This is a genomic window from Woeseia sp. D3-10 (assembly GCF_055809415.1).
In genome coordinates this window covers 3,879,749-3,895,106 of the sequence record NZ_JBVVTW010000007.1, presented here as the reverse complement: position 1 = coordinate 3,895,106, position 15,358 = coordinate 3,879,749, and the positions used below count along the sequence as shown (strand labels likewise).

Below are 15,358 nucleotides of genomic sequence, written 5' to 3'. Positions count from 1 at the left end.
GTTAACGACACCTGTGGCACAAGAGGGGGAGGGCGTCATTGTCCTGCCAGAAAGGTCCTAGAGAAGTTATATGAGTTCGGATACGACAGTCACAGCAACACCACACCGGAGCGGACGCTTCAGGCGTCAGCGGGGCCTGATGCTGATGATCCTGCCTGGGTTGTTGTGCTTGTTCATCTTCAACTATGTACCGATGCTGGGCGTTGCGATTGCATTCAAGGACTTCACCGTCCGTGAGGGTTTTTTTGGCAGCCCCTGGATAGGGCTCGACAATTTTCGTTATCTGTTCGGGCACGCCGGGTTCCGGGATGCCGTTGCCAATACGTTTATCATTTCCCTGCTGCGCCTTATCTTTGGTTTTGCTGCGCCAATCGTGTTGGCACTGCTACTGAACGAACTACGCTCTTCGATAATGAAGCGTACGGTACAGACGGTCACCTACCTGCCTTATCTCATGTCGTGGGTAATTCTCGGCGGCATTTTCCTGCTGATGTTTTCCATCGAAGGGCCGGTCAATTCCTTCCTCCAGACGTTCAAGGTGAGCCCGGTGGCTTTTCTCTCGGACGATGTGTGGTTTCTGTTCATCGTGATCGCCACCGGAATATGGCAAAGCGTGGGTTACGGGGCGGTCATCTACCTCGCCGCTTTAGCTGGCATCTCTCCCGACCTCTACGAGGCTTCATCCGTTGATGGCGCCAATCGCTGGCAACAAATGTGGCACATCACATTGCCCAGCCTGACTCCGACCATCCTGGTACTGCTGATTCTAAACCTGGGTCATGTGCTTAATGCCGGCTTCGACCAGATTTACAACCTCTACAACCCGCTGGTCTATGACGTGGCTGACATCATTGACACCTACGTCTTGCGTCTGACCCTGAATCTGCAACTTGGCCTTTCAACCGGTGCTGACCTGTTGAAATCCATCGTCGGGCTGTTCTTTCTTGTCAACGCTAATTACCTGGTCCGCCGGGTAACTCGCGGCGAACAGGGAATTTTCTGAAGCCCATGACTGCTTTGAAGAGACATTCGACTTCTCGCGGCGAACGCATTTTTGATCGTTGCAATATCATTTTCTTGACGCTGGTTGGGCTTTCTGCCCTTTACCCGTTCCTTTACATACTCACCTTGTCCGTGGCAACCATGCCGGATGTCGCGCGAGGTGGTCTGCTGATCATTCCCCGCGAGATTTCATGGCTGGCCTACGACATGGTTTTCGCCGACGAGGATATTAGACGCGGTTTCTTCAATGCCGTGCTACGCACCGGGCTGGGAACGCTGGCTACCTTGCTCATGACCTCGCTGGTAGCGTATCCACTGTCACGACCGCAAATGCCTTTCCGGCGACAGATCTCGTTCTACATCATTTTTACCATGCTGTTCAGCGGCGGCATCGTGCCCCGATTCATGGTGGTACAGGGGCTGGGACTCATCGATACGATCTGGGCCCTGGTGCTGCCCGTCATGCTGACCGCCTTCAATGTAATCGTCCTTAAGAACTTCTTTCAGCAAATACCGGCCAGCTACGAAGAGGCCGCACGAATTGATGGCGCCGGGGATATGACGATTCTGTTTCGAATCTTCATTCCCTTGTCAAAGCCTGCGCTGGCAACCATCGCACTGTGGACCTGCGTCTTCCACTGGAACTCATGGTTCGACGCAATGCTTTACATCACTTCAGAGAACAAGCAAGTACTGCAGATCTTTGTGCAGCGCGTCGTTATTGAGAGCAGCGTAAAGGACATGCAATTTGCGGTAGATATGAACGTTGTGGACCGGGCCTTGTTCTCTCCGGATGCCCTTAAATCAGCCACTGTGGTTGTCACCATACTGCCGATCCTCCTGTTGTACCCGCTGCTTCAGCGTTACTTCATCAAGGGCATTACTCTCGGCGGCGTTAAAGGATAACGGCGTCTAGCACCGTGCAATCAGTTTCAAATTAACCACTTCAATACAGGACCGATAGATGAGTGACTACACGATTTTCGACGTGCCATATCCCGCTGATGCCCTGCAGCGCGTCATCGTCAATACCGATGCCAAGAACGAAGCCGACGATCAGTACGCAATTGCACACGCCTTATTGACGCCAACGTTCGAAGTTCACGGGATCATTCCCGCCCATTTCGGCACGACCAAGTCAGCAACCAGCATGCAGGAAAGCCATGACGAGACCATGCTGGTACTGAAGCACATGGGTCTGGAAGACAAGGTATTGGTAGCCGACGGCGCGGCACAGGCGATGCCTGACGAATTCACTCCCCAGGACTCGCCCGGGGCTCGCCTGATCATCGAGGAAGCCATGAAGGACGACGATCGTCCGTTACATGTCGCATTCTATGGTCCGATAACAGAGATGGCGTCCGCGTTGCTTCTGGAGCCGAAAATCGAAGACCGGAACATCATCGTGATTTGGATAGGCGGCGGCAACTGGCCGAACGGCGGCCGCGAGTTCAACCTTTCGAATGATATCCCGGCAGCGAATGTCGTCATGAAATCCAAACTAACCGTATGGCAGGTACCGCGCACTGCCTACCGCACGATGAGCGTCACGTACGCTGAACTTATCGAGAAAGTGTATCCGCAGGGCAAGATCGGCAAGTACCTGTTCGAGCAGCTGCAACAGTTCGACGCAGAGACCCGTCCTGCTATGGAGTACCGTTCGCTGGGTGACTCTCCCTGTGTCGGCATCATTATGGACCCGGAATGCGGACAATGGACCTGGCGTCCGGCTCCAACGTTCGACGAGCAAATGCACTACATCCACAGTGGAGAATATCGCCCGATTCGGGTCTACGACAACGTCAACACGCGCTTCATTCACGAAGACCTGTTTGCCAAACTCGCGCAGTTTCACCGGCGCGGATCTCGTTGCCACTTGAACCCCTAACACCCCGGTCAAGTGGGAGCAGGCTGCACCTTCTCCGTACCTAGCTGAGTGTATGGAGAAGGTGTGGTCGACTTTAGTGAGAAGCATGGCATTCGACGCTTATCTGAGCATCCAGAACTGCTCGCCAGACCATTCACGATAGATAATTGCCGAATCGAAGCCAGGCACACTCAGATCGATGTAACCGTATTTGCAATCGGAATCTAATACACAGTGCCACAGATAAACGCTTTACCTGATACTGAGAAACACCGGATCGTGGTGCTGACGGACATTGGCGGCGATCGCGACGATGAACAGTCGCTGACACAACTGCTGTTGTATGCCAATCAAATGGACATCGAAGGTCTGATTGCCACGTCCATACGAATCTTCCCGGACGAAAAACACCGACCACTCGACGGCGAACCGCAAACGCAGTACCTCACTGACTTTGTTAACGCCTATGGCGAAGTAAGAAGCAATCTACTGATGCATAGTGAGGGATGGCCGGAAGCGGCAGCGCTACATGCCGTGATTCGCAAGGGCGTCAAAACAGGTCGGGATGCTCCATTCAATATTCACACAGGAATTGCAGAAGAAGGCAGCGGTCATTTCCCATTGGAAGAGCTGCTTGGGGAAGACAAGAATTCAGAAGCATCGGATCTCATAGTCGAGGTCGTGGACAACGATGATCCTCGTCCCGTGTGGGTATTGATATGGGGCGGTTCCGTTGAGTTGGCACAAGCGCTGTGGCGCGTTCGAAATGAACGTACTGACGAAGAGCTGAAAGAATTCGTGTCAAGACTACGTGTCTACGCGTGGGGCCATCAGGATGCAACGGGGTTATGGATTCTGGAAAACTTTCCCGAGCTTTACTATCTCGTCTCCACAGGCGGAATCATCTACGCCGCTGAACCGGAACGGCAAAGCAAGGAATGGCTAAACACGCACGTACGCTTCGATCACGGCCCGTTGGGCGCTTTGTGCCCCATCCGCTGGGGGAAGTATGGTGCTGCAGATTCCGAAACCTTCATGGGACTCATTCCCAATGGGCTGAGTGACATGGAACGTCCTGATTGGGGTGGTTGGGGAGGGCGTTTACGCAAGAGTGCCGGTTCAGAGAAGCATTGGGTTGATGTCGAAATCAATCTCGACCCGAAGCGCATGGGCGGAACGATAAGCCGCTGGGCTCCCCATTTCCAGAACGACTTTCAAGCGCGACTGGATTGGTGCGTAAAACCCTTTGATGAAGCCAACCATCCACCACAACCTGTTTTGAATGGAGACTATTCGCTAAACATTCTTGAAGTGAACGCCAAACCCGGCGATGTCATCAGTTTGGATGCCACCGGAAGTAATGACATCGACAATGACAAACTGGCGTACCGATGGCGTTTCTATCCCGAAGCCGGCAACTATCTCGGCTGGGTTGATATCGAGAATGACCGCAGCGAGATTGCGAGTCTGGTTGTTCCGAAAGATGCAGCGGGCGCAACGCTGCATATTCTGTTGGTACTTACCGACGATGGCGATCCGCCGTTGACACGCTACCGGCGACTGGTGATCCACTGCGAATAGTAGGCTGAGTCACTTAGTCCAATTGGTAGATTGCAATTGCTGGCATACTTGATTCACATGCTGACCGGCTACTTTCAACAATGAGTCGACAGCCCGACGGGTGCCCGGATACGAATGGATACTGAGAACGGACGTAGCGCTGCACCGACCCTGCACCTGTTGGTAGGTACCTACACCAATGAGACCAGCCGGGGAATCTATCACTTCGATTTCAACCCGGAAAACGGTGCTCTGAGCAACAGAACGCTTGCTGCGGACACATCCAATCCCTCCTTCTTTGCGATCAGCAATGACCGCAAATATGTCTATGCAGTGAATGAAGACGAAGAGGGACAGATAACATCGTTTGCATGGAATAATGAGAGAAGCCAGCTTCGCTCTGTGAGCCAGATTTCCAGTCAGGGTGCTATTCCCTGCCATATCGAACTGAATGAACAAGAGAGTTTGCTGGCAGTCTCCAACTTCAGGTCCGGCAACTATGCTCTTTACACGTTGTCCAGCGGTGGTGTGATTGCCGAAGACCCCGTCACCCTGCAACACGATGGCAGTGGACCAGACCCCCGGTATCAATCATCCGCTCGTGGCCATTGCATGAAGTTCAGCCGCAATGGTCACTTTGTCTATGCAGTAGATATGGGTATTGATCAGATCGTTACCTACCCGTTACGTGATACCGGCGTGTTTGACGATGCAACGTCACGATTGCATTTGGATCCTGGCGACGGTCCCCGACAGCTTATTTTCCATCCGACGCAAGATTTGGCGTTTGCCGTGAATCAGTTATCGGCCTCGGTCGTCTCCCTGAAGGTCAATCACGATACTGGCACCCTGACTCGCATTGACAAGCAGAGCACAGTCCCGGACGACTACCTCGGCAAGAACGCGTGTGCCGATATCCGCATAACAGCAAACGGCAGGTTTCTCTACGCATCCAATCGAATTCACGACAGTATTGCCATCTTCTCGGTCTCGGAATCCGGGGCACTGACACGGCTCGGTATAGAACCGGTTCGTGGTTCATGGCCAAGAAACTTTATTCTGTCACCGGACGAGAAATTCCTGCTCGTTGCGAACCAAAAATCAGACAGCATTACCGTGTTCGCAGTGAATCCCGACACCGGCTTGTTGTCCTATACTGGAAACCGTGCACGGATTTCAGTACCGGTCTTTATGCAATTCTGATCACCCGGAGGACCGCAAATTCCGGAACTACTATCATGAAGAGAGCAGCGGGGCACAACGCCTGTGTCGCAATACAGATGCTACTTAGATGTCGATCCCATTGGTCGACTGGAATTTGCTGCTATGAGGAATATTGTCCTGTTTTTGTATAGGTTCGTTCTATCACCATTACCGGTATTCGGGCTATTTTTGAGTCTATGCGGCATTTAAAGTCAGTCTGTTCTTTTGAGTACCAAGGCTTTGGGGCGACCATTGTTCGGATGCGTACGCCACTTCCATCTTTCTTAGCTACCGGTCCTGCCTCGTCATGAGCGTAATTCCATTCAGGCGCAGAGCGTTGGTAACAACTGCATTGCTGCTCTTCAGTGCGGGCAATTGCCTGCACGCTGATGAACTGGCCACTCGACTTCTGCAGGTTGAGGACGACCCGTCGCAACATATCGAACTCAGGTGGCAAGGAACGATTCGTGCTGAAGCCGGTCGTCCGGGTTCGTGGATCGAGGGCTTCATGGAGGAGCGGTTCAACGTTACCTTCGATCCCAGCTTTATCGTCTATTTCAGCTACCCGAGAGTCTTGCCAATTCGCCTGATGACGGGCGATGTCCCTGACGTTACCTGGATTTACGGAAGGGACACACCGCGATTTGCTCGGCACGGGTTTGCACTGGAGTTGCCGTATGAGGTTATTCAGAAGCATGCGCCGAACTATGTTCGCCTGTTGAATGAGCACGCGCCCAATAACTGGCTACTGACGTATGCCGAGGGCCGCAATTACGGCCTGCCGCTGTTTACCACTGAGGCACGACGGCCGTGGGCCAGTATCTGGCGCATGGACTGGCTGCGCAATGTAGGGCTGGACCGCGCTCCCGAAACCCTTGAAGAAATGGAAGAGGCGCTTCGTCGGTTCCGTCACAATGATCCGGACGGCAACGGCGAGCAGGATACCTACGGGATGAGCCCGTGGAAGCCCCCGGTCATGCCGGAAATTGTTGATCGCAGTTTTGAAGAAGTATTCGCGGCGCACGGCGTTATTGTAACCGGCTGGATGCATCGCGACGGCAAGGTGGTCTGGGGCGGCACTCTGCCCGAAACCAGAGAAGCGCTGGCATTGCTACGTCGCTGGTATGCCGATGGCTTAATCTACCCGGACTATATGAACTTGCCCCGCGGTTCTACGGACCTGATCAAGTTGTTTACCGGCGGCAAGGTCGGTTATCTCTTCGGCCTTGGCATATACAACAATTTCAATCCGGACTTTGCGCCCGGGCTCTCCAACATCATGAAGACTTTGTTCGAAGACAGCGAAATTGTGCCGGGCGAGTTCCCCACGGGTCCCGATGGCCATGCCGGGAGCAGGGTGCCTCCGGAACGACTTTCGGCATTGATGTTTGGCGCGCATCTTGCGGACGAGCCGGAGAAAGTTATCCGGGTATTGAAAATGATGGATGCGATGGCCGCGGACGAGGATTTGTTTCTCGCGGCTCGCCTCGGCAAACGTGGTCTCCATTGGGATTGGGACCCGGAGAAAGGCCTGTACTCGATTCCACCTTACGACACCTACTACCACGCATCACGGCAACTGCTTTTCTGGTTGCCCGAACCCTGGAAGAGCTGGGGCTACTATGCGCCATTTGGCGCGAGCCAGGAACTCTCTGATCGACTCCGCACGAAAGCAAACCGTGAATTTGACGCAAAGTATCGCGCCTCAAAATACATCATGGAGGATGCTGTTATGCACGCAACCATCCTTCCCTCCGCAGATCGAATGATTGCAGACCTGGTGCAGATGCAGGTAACGATGTTTACCGAGATCATCATGGGCCGGCGGCCGATGGAAGACTTTGAGGTTTACTTGCAGCAGTGGCATGACGGTGGCGGTGTCCAGCTCACGGCCGAGGCAAACGTCGTCTACGCCAAGAAAGCGGAAATACTGGCCAAAGGGGGCGTAGCCGTCCCGGAGCAAGACGCAGAGTAGGCCGAATTTCGGCATAACTCGGAATAGCGGCGCAAACACGAGCGCTGGTCATTTATTAGGCCAATACCTGCTAAAACTTTTTGCCCGGCAGCTCGATCGGTACGATCGTTTCCACGTTGTTCGCCAGATCCTTGCGAAACTGACTGGGCTTCTTGTTGTACGCCTGCTTGAATCGGCGAACGAAATAGCTTTGGTCAGTGAAACCAGAGTGGTTTGCAATTTCAGCAATTGTGAGCTGGCTTTCTCGTAACAGGCAGAAGGCATGCCCCAGGCGAACCCGCGTGATGTACGCGACGAAAGTCATTCCCGCGACCTTACGAAACACTTTCATGAACTGCGAGGGACTCATGTCAACCAGCTTTGCAGCATCGTCTACTGTTATTCGTTCGGCAAAGTTATCCCGGATGTAGTCAAACAGACGCGTTAGTCTATCGACCTGTTTGCGATGCTGGACGTATTCTGACCGCAATACTTCGGCGCTTTGGAACCGGCATGCAAGCGGATAAAGAACCCGTAAGAAATTACTCTTGCAAGCCGATTGCCAGTGCAGACTCGATTCATGATCAAAATAGATCTTGAACAAATCGTAGAGCGCAGAAAATACCGATGACGCCAGTTCGTCCCCAGCACGCAGGACATGCGGGTGACCATCCCGCTTGGTAAAAAATGGTAGCAAGAATGTGTAGTCACAGCTCGGTGAGCCCGGCGAGTAAACAAACTCACTTGCAAAGGTAATCGCTACTACGCGGGTATCCAGATCGGGGATATCTTCGTAGTTGTGTAGCTTCAGGTTGTCGACGACCAGCAAGTCGCCCGGATCAATCTCGACGGACTCCTTACCCATTCGCATTCGCGCCGGTCTATCCAGCGTGAAGGCAAGTTCGAGTCGGTTATGCCAGTTCCCTATGGGAGTGAAATTGTCCAGCTTGATGTGGTGCAGCGCTATACGGAACGGAAATTCTTTATCCAGGGGCAAATCGTATTGCCCACGCGCATCAAGTCGACCAGCGAATTCGTATTCTTTGAATTCCAATTGATCGCAGAAGTCTCGCAAAGCCTCAAAAGGTGTAGGCCCCGGATCCGATTGTGATCGTTCAGTGTTGGTTCGTACCATCCGGTTTTCGGTCATCTGTCGAACGTCTCGTAGCGTCGGAATAGGTACAAATCAGGCAACTCGTCTCGGCAGCTCCGATTGAAGAGTTCGTTGTACCAATATTGTTCTTGTTCTTCCGGCTGGATGGCGTTGAGCATTACATTGTTTTCCTTAAGAAACAACGTGGCGACCTGGGCGCCATCAAGCGCAACAGGAAGTTGTGCGTCCAACCAATTTTCAGTGTTTAGCGCGTGTGAAAGGCGAAATTGTACGAAGGGGTGAGCCAAAGTTAAACCAAGGTGTCGCCGCCCGGACAAGGTATGCCGACAGTTGCAGCCCACAACAGAGCAAATGGTAAGTGTTTTTCTTGGCAAGGAGAACCGGAAAACCCCTTTCTACACAGTAACATATACCGTTCTAGCAGTTTACTTCCTCAAGGCAAGAGGCTACGTCGTAGCCAAAATGAATCCAGCACCCGAGAGGTCGTCCACACCCGGACAAAGGCGCGTCCAGGCTACCGGTCCTACCGGCAGACTATCTGCAGTGAGATCAAACCATTCTTGGATCGCCAGTACCGGCATCAGTAGGCCAATCGGCGCCGGTCACCGTATTGCGACGAGTAGCGCTTCGGTCGATCCCGTAATTGCTTGGGCTATATCTGGTACAGCGTCCAATAACAGGGAGGGACCGGGAGTGTCGAAATCTGGGCGCGCCATTCGACTAGCTGTAAACGCGATGCAGGATCGAGTTGATATCCGGCTATGCTATTGATTTTCTTGTAGCTGCGAGCAGCGGAACAAACCACCCGATTTAGGGGAGTTGGCGCTCGATCCGGTCAGGCGCGACCCGATTGGCGGCGGTACTGCAGGCGTACTGTGGGCGGTATTGGAAACACAATGCGTTGGTGCAAAACTTGGCCCCGGAGCTGCAAGAGTAGACAGTCCGATTTCACCACCGGATTGCCGTTCGAACATTCTTAAAAACATTTGCCGAGGAGTCTTAAAGTGAAAATTACCCAAACCATTTCGGCCTGCCTCTGGTTCGACGGCCAGGCGGAAGCAGCAGCGAACTTTTACGTTTCTGTATTTCCGAACTCAACAATTGACCACGTTCTGAAGAGCGACTCCGACTGGCCAGGCGGTAAGGCCGGTGATGTCATTCTGGTGAGCTTTACGATAGCCGGGCAACAGTTTCAGGCATTGAATGGCGGTCCCAACGTTGCCTTTAACAAAGCCGTGTCACTCTCCATTGCCTGCAAGGATCAGGCAGAGGTAGACCGCTACTGGGACACCCTGACCGCCAATGGCGGGGAGGAAATTCAATGTGGCTGGCTGAAAGACAAGTACGGCTTGCACTGGCAGGTCGTGCCGACTGTGTTGATGGACATGATGCTGGACAAAGACAGGAAGAAAGCCAACCGCGCCATGATCGCCATGATGCCGATGGTGAAACTCGACATTGCAGCGCTCAAGCGCGCCTATGACGGTTAGGAAAAAAGCAATCACCGGCACGGCAAGTGCCCGGCGAAGACATAGCACCGGTAACCCGTTCTGTCGAGGCTTGAGCAGAAAAGGCTCTGGGTAGTTTTGATATAGTTGCCGCCATGAATATTGAATACAGAAAGTTCCAACGACTAACAGCCGGCATGCTCACGGCACTCATACTCTTCGTCACCGGCTGTGCCAGTGGCCCAGTTCAGGACCCGGAACTCGTGAACCAATCCAGTGGACCACAAGCGCTATACGACGTTGTCTGGCAAGTCGAGGATATCGACAGGGGAGGCATCATCGATAACTCCCACATCACCATGCAAATGTCACCTGAGGGCCGCGTATCTGGTACAACCGGCTGCAACCGGTATTTTGGCACGCTGACCGTGGGACAAACCTCATTTGAGGTTAGCGGCGCCGGCAGCACGCGCATGGCCTGTGCCCCGGCGATCATGCAACAGGAAACGCGGTTTCTGCAGGCACTGCAGGATGCTCGCCGTTACGCAATGGACGGCGATTTCATGCGTCTGTACGACGAGTCCGGTGATGAACGCATGCGGATGATTCGAACAAACGAGGAACCTGCCTCGTAGGCAACGAGACGTTGTGATATCCACTGTATGCGCGTTGGACACTGCAAGACCTCATCCACTCCCGTAAGCCCGAATGGCATAACCGTGGACCCTGCAACCGGCAGTCTCTTGCTCGCGCCCTGGGGTGACTCCAGAGACTTGGTCGCCTGGGATACTGACGAGCAGCGCTTTTCGACAATCGGAACGCTGCTCGGCGGTGGCAATTTTTACGGTATTGAAGTTGTCGGAAAAGAATCATCACTGCGAGCCGGATGGATAACAGCCTTCACTCTATGGAGGAGGGCGCGGATCGACTGGCAGTGGAATTACCCGGCAAGCCAGCGGATAACGGTATCGATACAAGACGCAACAGAGTTGCCGTGCCGTACGTTGCATTGAATCGGGTAGATATTATTCAACTCGAGGATTAAGCGGCGAGAGGGTTTAAACGTCAGCGTGAGAAACCTGCGAGCCCCCGCACAGAAATATCATGACCGAAGTCGTTAGAGCAAAGCATGAAAAGAATCACGTTCAGCGTTGAAGACAGGCGTAGATACAATCCCAACTGTGAATCGTCAACAGTGAATATTCTGATCAATGACCAACCATTGGCAGAAATTCTGCGGGCTTATGAGTTGCCGATGGCCACCAAGGAAGGACATCCGGCACTTGCCGGCGACTACCATGCCATCGAAGTAATGGCGTCTCTGGAAGATTACTACCTTGGCAAAACAGAGGCCGATTGGGGCGATGAAGAAAACAAAACCCAGCTCCTCGGTTGCAGTTGCGGAGTTTCGGGTTGTTGGCCGTTGCTCTGCAAGATCGACGTACAGGGCGATACCGTAGTTTGGTCAGAGTTTGAACAACCGCACAGAGACGAGGATTGGGACTACTCGGCATTTGGCGTTCTTGAATTTGACAAGCAGCAGTATCTGGAAGCTGTACAAGCCATGCAAGACGCATAGCCAGCAGAGGAAACGCTTGTGGTGGGTCGCTTGTGCGTTGCCCTCGCTTACCACTTCTTGGCGGAAACAGACGCAGAGGACCAGTGACTAATCCCTGCAGAGTTGCCGATCTGCCGCTGCTGCCGCTGCCGCCTTAATCAACCAGCCCGGCCGCTGCCGGTGTCATCTGCGCATTGCTGTGTGCCGCACCGGGAACATCAACCTTCCGCCAGTTGAATTTCACGCCGAAGTGTTCGGCTGTGGACTTTGCGACGTCGTACATCGTTGCACCACGGGCGTAGCGATGTGGGCCTTGCTGCTGCGCTTCTGGTGTCTTGCGAAGATTCGCTTGCTCGGTATCAATATCCGCATCGCCAAGCAACAGAATCACGTCTTTGCCAAGCGCTTCGCGAATGACGCTGTCCTCAATATGCGCGCCGTCCAGTCCGTATGGGTATGCAACATCAAAGTCGGGCAATGTGTACCAGCCAGCATTCGCAGCAATTGCCCGTGCAACCCGGGCATCCGGCTTGTAGTAAAGGAAACGATGCACGAACTGCGCGCCGGCCGAATGACCGTAGAGCGTATAAGCTGTTTGGGCTGTGCCGAGTGCGGCGGTGATTTGGTCAAACAGCGGCTCTATGGCCGAAAACGTCCATTGACTCTCCGGCCGTAACCGGCCGGTGTCTTGGTCGAAAACGTGGCCAAGGTTGTATCGCCAGGAGCCGGGGAAATCGACAGCATTGAACTCCGGAACAACGACAACAAACCCGTGAGTTTGACCTTGCGACTGCCAGTGCGTGAAGTAGTTGTCCGCGGTACGACTGGCACCGTGCATTACGATCACTATCGGCGTTGAGTCCTTAACTTTGTCAGGAGCGTACACACGCACTTCCAAATCCGGTCCGGCCCAGTCACTGAACGTGAACTGGCTGATGCCGACCGGCAGAGTTCTCAGCTCGTCGGCCTGAGCAATCGATGCCAACAACACAAGCAATACCAAAGCTATCCGATCGGGCAGGCCCATTTTTTTTATCAACATAGCTTGTCTCTGTAAGCTTCAATCGCGTCAGTATACTTTGACACCATCCTTTGTAGATGGCGCCAGAGATGAGAGACTTATTGCTCCAGGAATTAGAAGTATGCAATGCCAATCCACGTAACAGTTGTCGACGAGAATCAAAGAAGCCGGCAATACGACCAATCCAGGCGACCGGGTAGATGTTAGCCATCAATAGCTATTTCTCTGACCCTCTCACGACCACCCCGGCCCGAAGGCTAATTCCATGACCAACCCCCAACTTCTGATCTTCGGCCTTCTTGCTGCAATGATGGGGCTGTTCCTGTGGGGGCGGTTACGCCATGACGTAGTGGCGCTGGCTGCATTGCTGACCTGCGTCGTAGTGGGGCTGGTGCCGGCTGAGGCGGCCTTTTCAGGCTTCAGCCACCCTGCAGTAATCACGGTGGCCTGTGTGTTGGTGCTCAGCCAGGCTTTGCGAAATACGGGTGCCGTGAACTGGCTGGCGCGCACCATCGTGCCGCGCGACGGTGGACGCCTGGTGACCATGGCGACGCTGATCGGACTGGGAGCGGCGCTGTCGGGCTTCATGAACAATGTCGGCGCAATGGCGTTACTTATGCCGATCGCGGTGAAGCTATCGGGCCGGTTGGGGCTGACGCCAGGGCAGATCCTGATGCCGCTTGCCTTCGGCACCATTCTGGGTGGCATGACGACGCTCGTGGGTACGCCGCCCAATCTGATCGTTTCCGGCTTCAGGGAACAAGCAGGGCTGGGGCAATTCGCCATGTTCGACTTCGCCCCAGTGGGTGTGGCGGTGGCGGCCGTGGGCGTCATCTTCGTCGTCTCCATCGGCTGGCGTCTGGTGCCTGCACGCAAGTCCGACATTGGTGACGACTTTGACACCGGCGCCTATCTGACGGAGGTGCGCGTACCGGAGGATAGCAAGGCTATCGGCATGACCTTGCGAGCCTTCGAATCCGAGATTGAAGACGGCGGTGTACAGATCGTCGGCCTCGTTCGCAACGAGGTCCGCATAACCGCACCGCACGGCGGCCGGCACGTCCGCGCGAAAGACGTCCTGGTGCTGCAGGCTGATGTTGATGCATTGGCGGTGGCGCTGTCGGTCTTCGGTATCAAGTTGGAGGAAGAGAAAGCCTTATCAGAAAGCCAGGATCAGGCGGCAGACAACGCGCCCACAGACGCACCGGAAATACCCGGGAGTAGCGTCGAGAAATCAGAAGCCGAGACTGAGGAAGCCGATGAGAGCGATGAGCGAGGCGAGGAGATCGTGCTGCGGGAACTGGTCGTGCTGCCGGGCTCGACCATCGTCGGCCGTTCCGGCAGCGACCTTCAGCTGCGTACTCGCTATGGGCTTAATCTGCTGGCCGTATCAAGGGAAGGGCACCCGCCCGAAGCCCGACTGCGTAAACTGAAGTTGAAGTCAGGCGATCTCTTGCTGATGCAGGGCCCGGCCGAGACGATTGCTGAATTTATTAACGAAACAGGCTGTGTGCCGCTGAGCGAACGCGACTTGCGTATCCCCGACAAGCGCATGGCAGTGATCTCCGGGGCGATCATGCTGGGGGCGATAGGCATTGTTGCGCTGGGACTGTTGCCTGCCGCCGCGGGCTTTGCACTCGGGGTTCTCGCCTCTATGCTTTTCCGCACGTTACCGTTGCGACAGATTTATACCGCAATCGACTGGCCGATAATCGTGTTGCTTGCAACGCTGATACCGGTTGCCGGCGCAATGCAAACAACCGGAGCCGCTGATCAACTGGCGCGGTTTCTTGTAGAGAGCGTCGCACAGGGCAATCCCATCGTCGCTTTGGCAGTGGTGTTGATTACCACGATGTTCCTGTCAGACGTCATGAACAACGCGGCCACTGCGGCCATCCTGTGCCCGATCGCGCTTGGCATTGCTGCAACGCTTGGTGTGAACCCGGACAGTTTTCTTATGGCGGTGGCGATTGGCGCCTCGTGTGCATTCCTCACACCCATCGGGCATCAGAACAACACATTGATCCTTGGCCCCGGTGGGTTCCGGTTTGGCGACTACTGGAGGTTGGGTTTGGTGGTAGAAGTTCTGGTGGTCGCGGTTAGCATGCCGTTGCTCTTGATAGTCTGGCCGCTATAAAGGAAATATCGTGCGTACCAAAAAAACGCTCAGTAGCGATAGGGCGCATGCCTAAGATGACGATGCAGTTTCTTGGAGCTAGACTGGCAAGACCACAGGGCCGGCAACTTAAAAAAACACGTATAGGCCTAACTTCGCGTCATGCGTTAATGTGTGACTTCGCACCATACCTGCTAGAAGTTCGGTAGACGGTCAGCTGGTTCGTGTTGACCAAGCAATCGATCGGGAGAATGACCGATTCCGGAAGAAAGTTACGGTCGTCGACACTGGAGAATTGCTTCGACAGGTCGATCACCCTTTATCTGTGCACAAAGGTCGCGAGTCCGATAAGCCTGGTAAAGAATGAATAGGTACAGCGCGTTTTCTTCAAGCATCGATCAGAAAGGCGATATCCAAGAATTCGGCAAGAATTAGAAAACCAACAGGAAGCGACATTATCACTAGTAATCTCGAACGAAGTAGTGCTCTCGTCGAGCCGGCTGAATATTTGGCAG

At 54.1% G+C, this 15,358-nt stretch carries 14 protein-coding genes; 11 read left to right on the top strand and 3 right to left on the bottom strand.

Translation table 11 applies throughout. The annotated features are described in order from the left end of the window. Nucleotides 1-139 precede the first annotated feature (139 nt). From AC0L8N_RS17850 to AC0L8N_RS17825, 6 genes are all read left to right on the top strand, one after another. Complete coding sequence (locus AC0L8N_RS17850) at nt 140-1,003, top strand: ABC transporter permease (RefSeq protein WP_473669625.1); 864 nt, start codon at nt 140-142, stop codon at nt 1,001-1,003. A 5-nt stretch (nt 1,004-1,008) separates the two neighbouring features. Continuing rightward, nucleotides 1,009-1,908: a carbohydrate ABC transporter permease gene (locus tag AC0L8N_RS17845; RefSeq protein ID WP_473669623.1), complete on the top strand. Its 900-nt coding sequence runs from the start codon at nt 1,009-1,011 to the stop codon at nt 1,906-1,908. Nucleotides 1,909-1,966: 58 nt separating this feature from the next. Continuing rightward, nucleotides 1,967-2,890 carry a nucleoside hydrolase gene (locus AC0L8N_RS17840; RefSeq protein ID WP_473669621.1) on the top strand — a complete coding sequence of 308 codons (924 nt, stop codon included), beginning with the start codon at nt 1,967-1,969 and terminating at the stop codon, nt 2,888-2,890. Nucleotides 2,891-3,103: 213 nt separating this feature from the next. Next, nucleotides 3,104-4,450, top strand: a complete 1,347-nt coding sequence (locus AC0L8N_RS17835) for a DUF1593 domain-containing protein (RefSeq protein ID WP_473669619.1) — start codon at nt 3,104-3,106, stop codon at nt 4,448-4,450. 114 nt (nt 4,451-4,564) lie between these two features. Beyond that, complete coding sequence (locus AC0L8N_RS17830; protein ID WP_473669617.1) at nt 4,565-5,632, top strand: lactonase family protein; 1,068 nt, start codon at nt 4,565-4,567, stop codon at nt 5,630-5,632. Nucleotides 5,633-5,969: 337 nt separating this feature from the next. Next, nucleotides 5,970-7,607 (top strand): type 2 periplasmic-binding domain-containing protein, encoded by a 1,638-nt coding sequence (locus AC0L8N_RS17825; RefSeq protein WP_473669615.1) that lies wholly within the window; start codon nt 5,970-5,972, stop codon nt 7,605-7,607. Nucleotides 7,608-7,677: 70 nt separating this feature from the next. On the opposite strand, the gene AC0L8N_RS17820 is transcribed toward AC0L8N_RS17825, so the two are convergent. Next, the gene (locus AC0L8N_RS17820; RefSeq protein WP_473669613.1) at nt 7,678-8,736 is read right to left on the bottom strand and encodes a helix-turn-helix transcriptional regulator; all 1,059 of its coding nucleotides are present in this window, start codon (nt 8,734-8,736) and stop codon (nt 7,678-7,680) included. Then, nucleotides 8,733-8,930 (bottom strand): hypothetical protein, encoded by a 198-nt coding sequence (locus AC0L8N_RS17815; RefSeq protein ID WP_473669611.1) that lies wholly within the window; start codon nt 8,928-8,930, stop codon nt 8,733-8,735. The genes AC0L8N_RS17820 and AC0L8N_RS17815 overlap by 4 nt, the downstream gene beginning before the upstream one ends. A gap of 774 nt (nt 8,931-9,704) precedes the next feature. On the opposite strand from AC0L8N_RS17815, the gene AC0L8N_RS17810 reads away from it, so the two are divergent. The 4 genes from AC0L8N_RS17810 (at nt 9,705) to AC0L8N_RS17795 (ending at nt 11,727) form a co-directional block, all read left to right on the top strand. Further along, nucleotides 9,705-10,190 carry a VOC family protein gene (locus tag AC0L8N_RS17810; RefSeq protein ID WP_473669609.1) on the top strand — a complete coding sequence of 162 codons (486 nt, stop codon included), beginning with the start codon at nt 9,705-9,707 and terminating at the stop codon, nt 10,188-10,190. Between the two features lie 155 nt (nt 10,191-10,345). Further along, nucleotides 10,346-10,783 (top strand): META domain-containing protein, encoded by a 438-nt coding sequence (locus AC0L8N_RS17805; protein ID WP_473669607.1) that lies wholly within the window; start codon nt 10,346-10,348, stop codon nt 10,781-10,783. 251 nt (nt 10,784-11,034) lie between these two features. Continuing rightward, nucleotides 11,035-11,193: a hypothetical protein gene (locus tag AC0L8N_RS17800; RefSeq protein ID WP_473669605.1), complete on the top strand. Its 159-nt coding sequence runs from the start codon at nt 11,035-11,037 to the stop codon at nt 11,191-11,193. An 84-nt stretch (nt 11,194-11,277) separates the two neighbouring features. Then, nucleotides 11,278-11,727, top strand: coding sequence for a hypothetical protein (locus AC0L8N_RS17795; RefSeq protein ID WP_473669603.1), 450 nt, complete (start codon nt 11,278-11,280; stop codon nt 11,725-11,727). Nucleotides 11,728-11,860: 133 nt separating this feature from the next. Here the strand turns inward: AC0L8N_RS17795 and AC0L8N_RS17790 are convergent, their stop codons facing one another. After that, nucleotides 11,861-12,748 carry an alpha/beta hydrolase family protein gene (locus AC0L8N_RS17790; protein ID WP_473669601.1) on the bottom strand — a complete coding sequence of 296 codons (888 nt, stop codon included), beginning with the start codon at nt 12,746-12,748 and terminating at the stop codon, nt 11,861-11,863. Nucleotides 12,749-12,992: 244 nt separating this feature from the next. On the opposite strand from AC0L8N_RS17790, the gene AC0L8N_RS17785 reads away from it, so the two are divergent. After that, nucleotides 12,993-14,864 carry an SLC13 family permease gene (locus tag AC0L8N_RS17785; protein WP_473669599.1) on the top strand — a complete coding sequence of 624 codons (1,872 nt, stop codon included), beginning with the start codon at nt 12,993-12,995 and terminating at the stop codon, nt 14,862-14,864. Nucleotides 14,865-15,358 lie beyond the last annotated feature (494 nt).

What these genes read in the sequence shown, in the direction of transcription:
- AC0L8N_RS17850 (WP_473669625.1), top strand. Translation starts at nt 140, where the DNA reads ATGCTGATGATCCTGCCTGGGTTGTTGTGCTTGTTCATCTTCAACTAT.
- AC0L8N_RS17845 (WP_473669623.1), top strand. Translation starts at nt 1,009, where the DNA reads ATGACTGCTTTGAAGAGACATTCGACTTCTCGCGGCGAACGCATTTTT.
- AC0L8N_RS17840 (WP_473669621.1), top strand. Translation starts at nt 1,967, where the DNA reads ATGAGTGACTACACGATTTTCGACGTGCCATATCCCGCTGATGCCCTG.
- AC0L8N_RS17830 (WP_473669617.1), top strand. Translation starts at nt 4,565, where the DNA reads ATGGATACTGAGAACGGACGTAGCGCTGCACCGACCCTGCACCTGTTG.
- AC0L8N_RS17820 (WP_473669613.1), bottom strand. Translation starts at nt 8,736, where the DNA reads ATGACCGAAAACCGGATGGTACGAACCAACACTGAACGATCACAATCG.
- AC0L8N_RS17805 (WP_473669607.1), top strand. Translation starts at nt 10,346, where the DNA reads ATGCTCACGGCACTCATACTCTTCGTCACCGGCTGTGCCAGTGGCCCA.
- AC0L8N_RS17800 (WP_473669605.1), top strand. Translation starts at nt 11,035, where the DNA reads ATGGATAACAGCCTTCACTCTATGGAGGAGGGCGCGGATCGACTGGCA.
- AC0L8N_RS17795 (WP_473669603.1), top strand. Translation starts at nt 11,278, where the DNA reads ATGAAAAGAATCACGTTCAGCGTTGAAGACAGGCGTAGATACAATCCC.
- AC0L8N_RS17790 (WP_473669601.1), bottom strand. Translation starts at nt 12,748, where the DNA reads ATGTTGATAAAAAAAATGGGCCTGCCCGATCGGATAGCTTTGGTATTG.
- AC0L8N_RS17785 (WP_473669599.1), top strand. Translation starts at nt 12,993, where the DNA reads ATGACCAACCCCCAACTTCTGATCTTCGGCCTTCTTGCTGCAATGATG.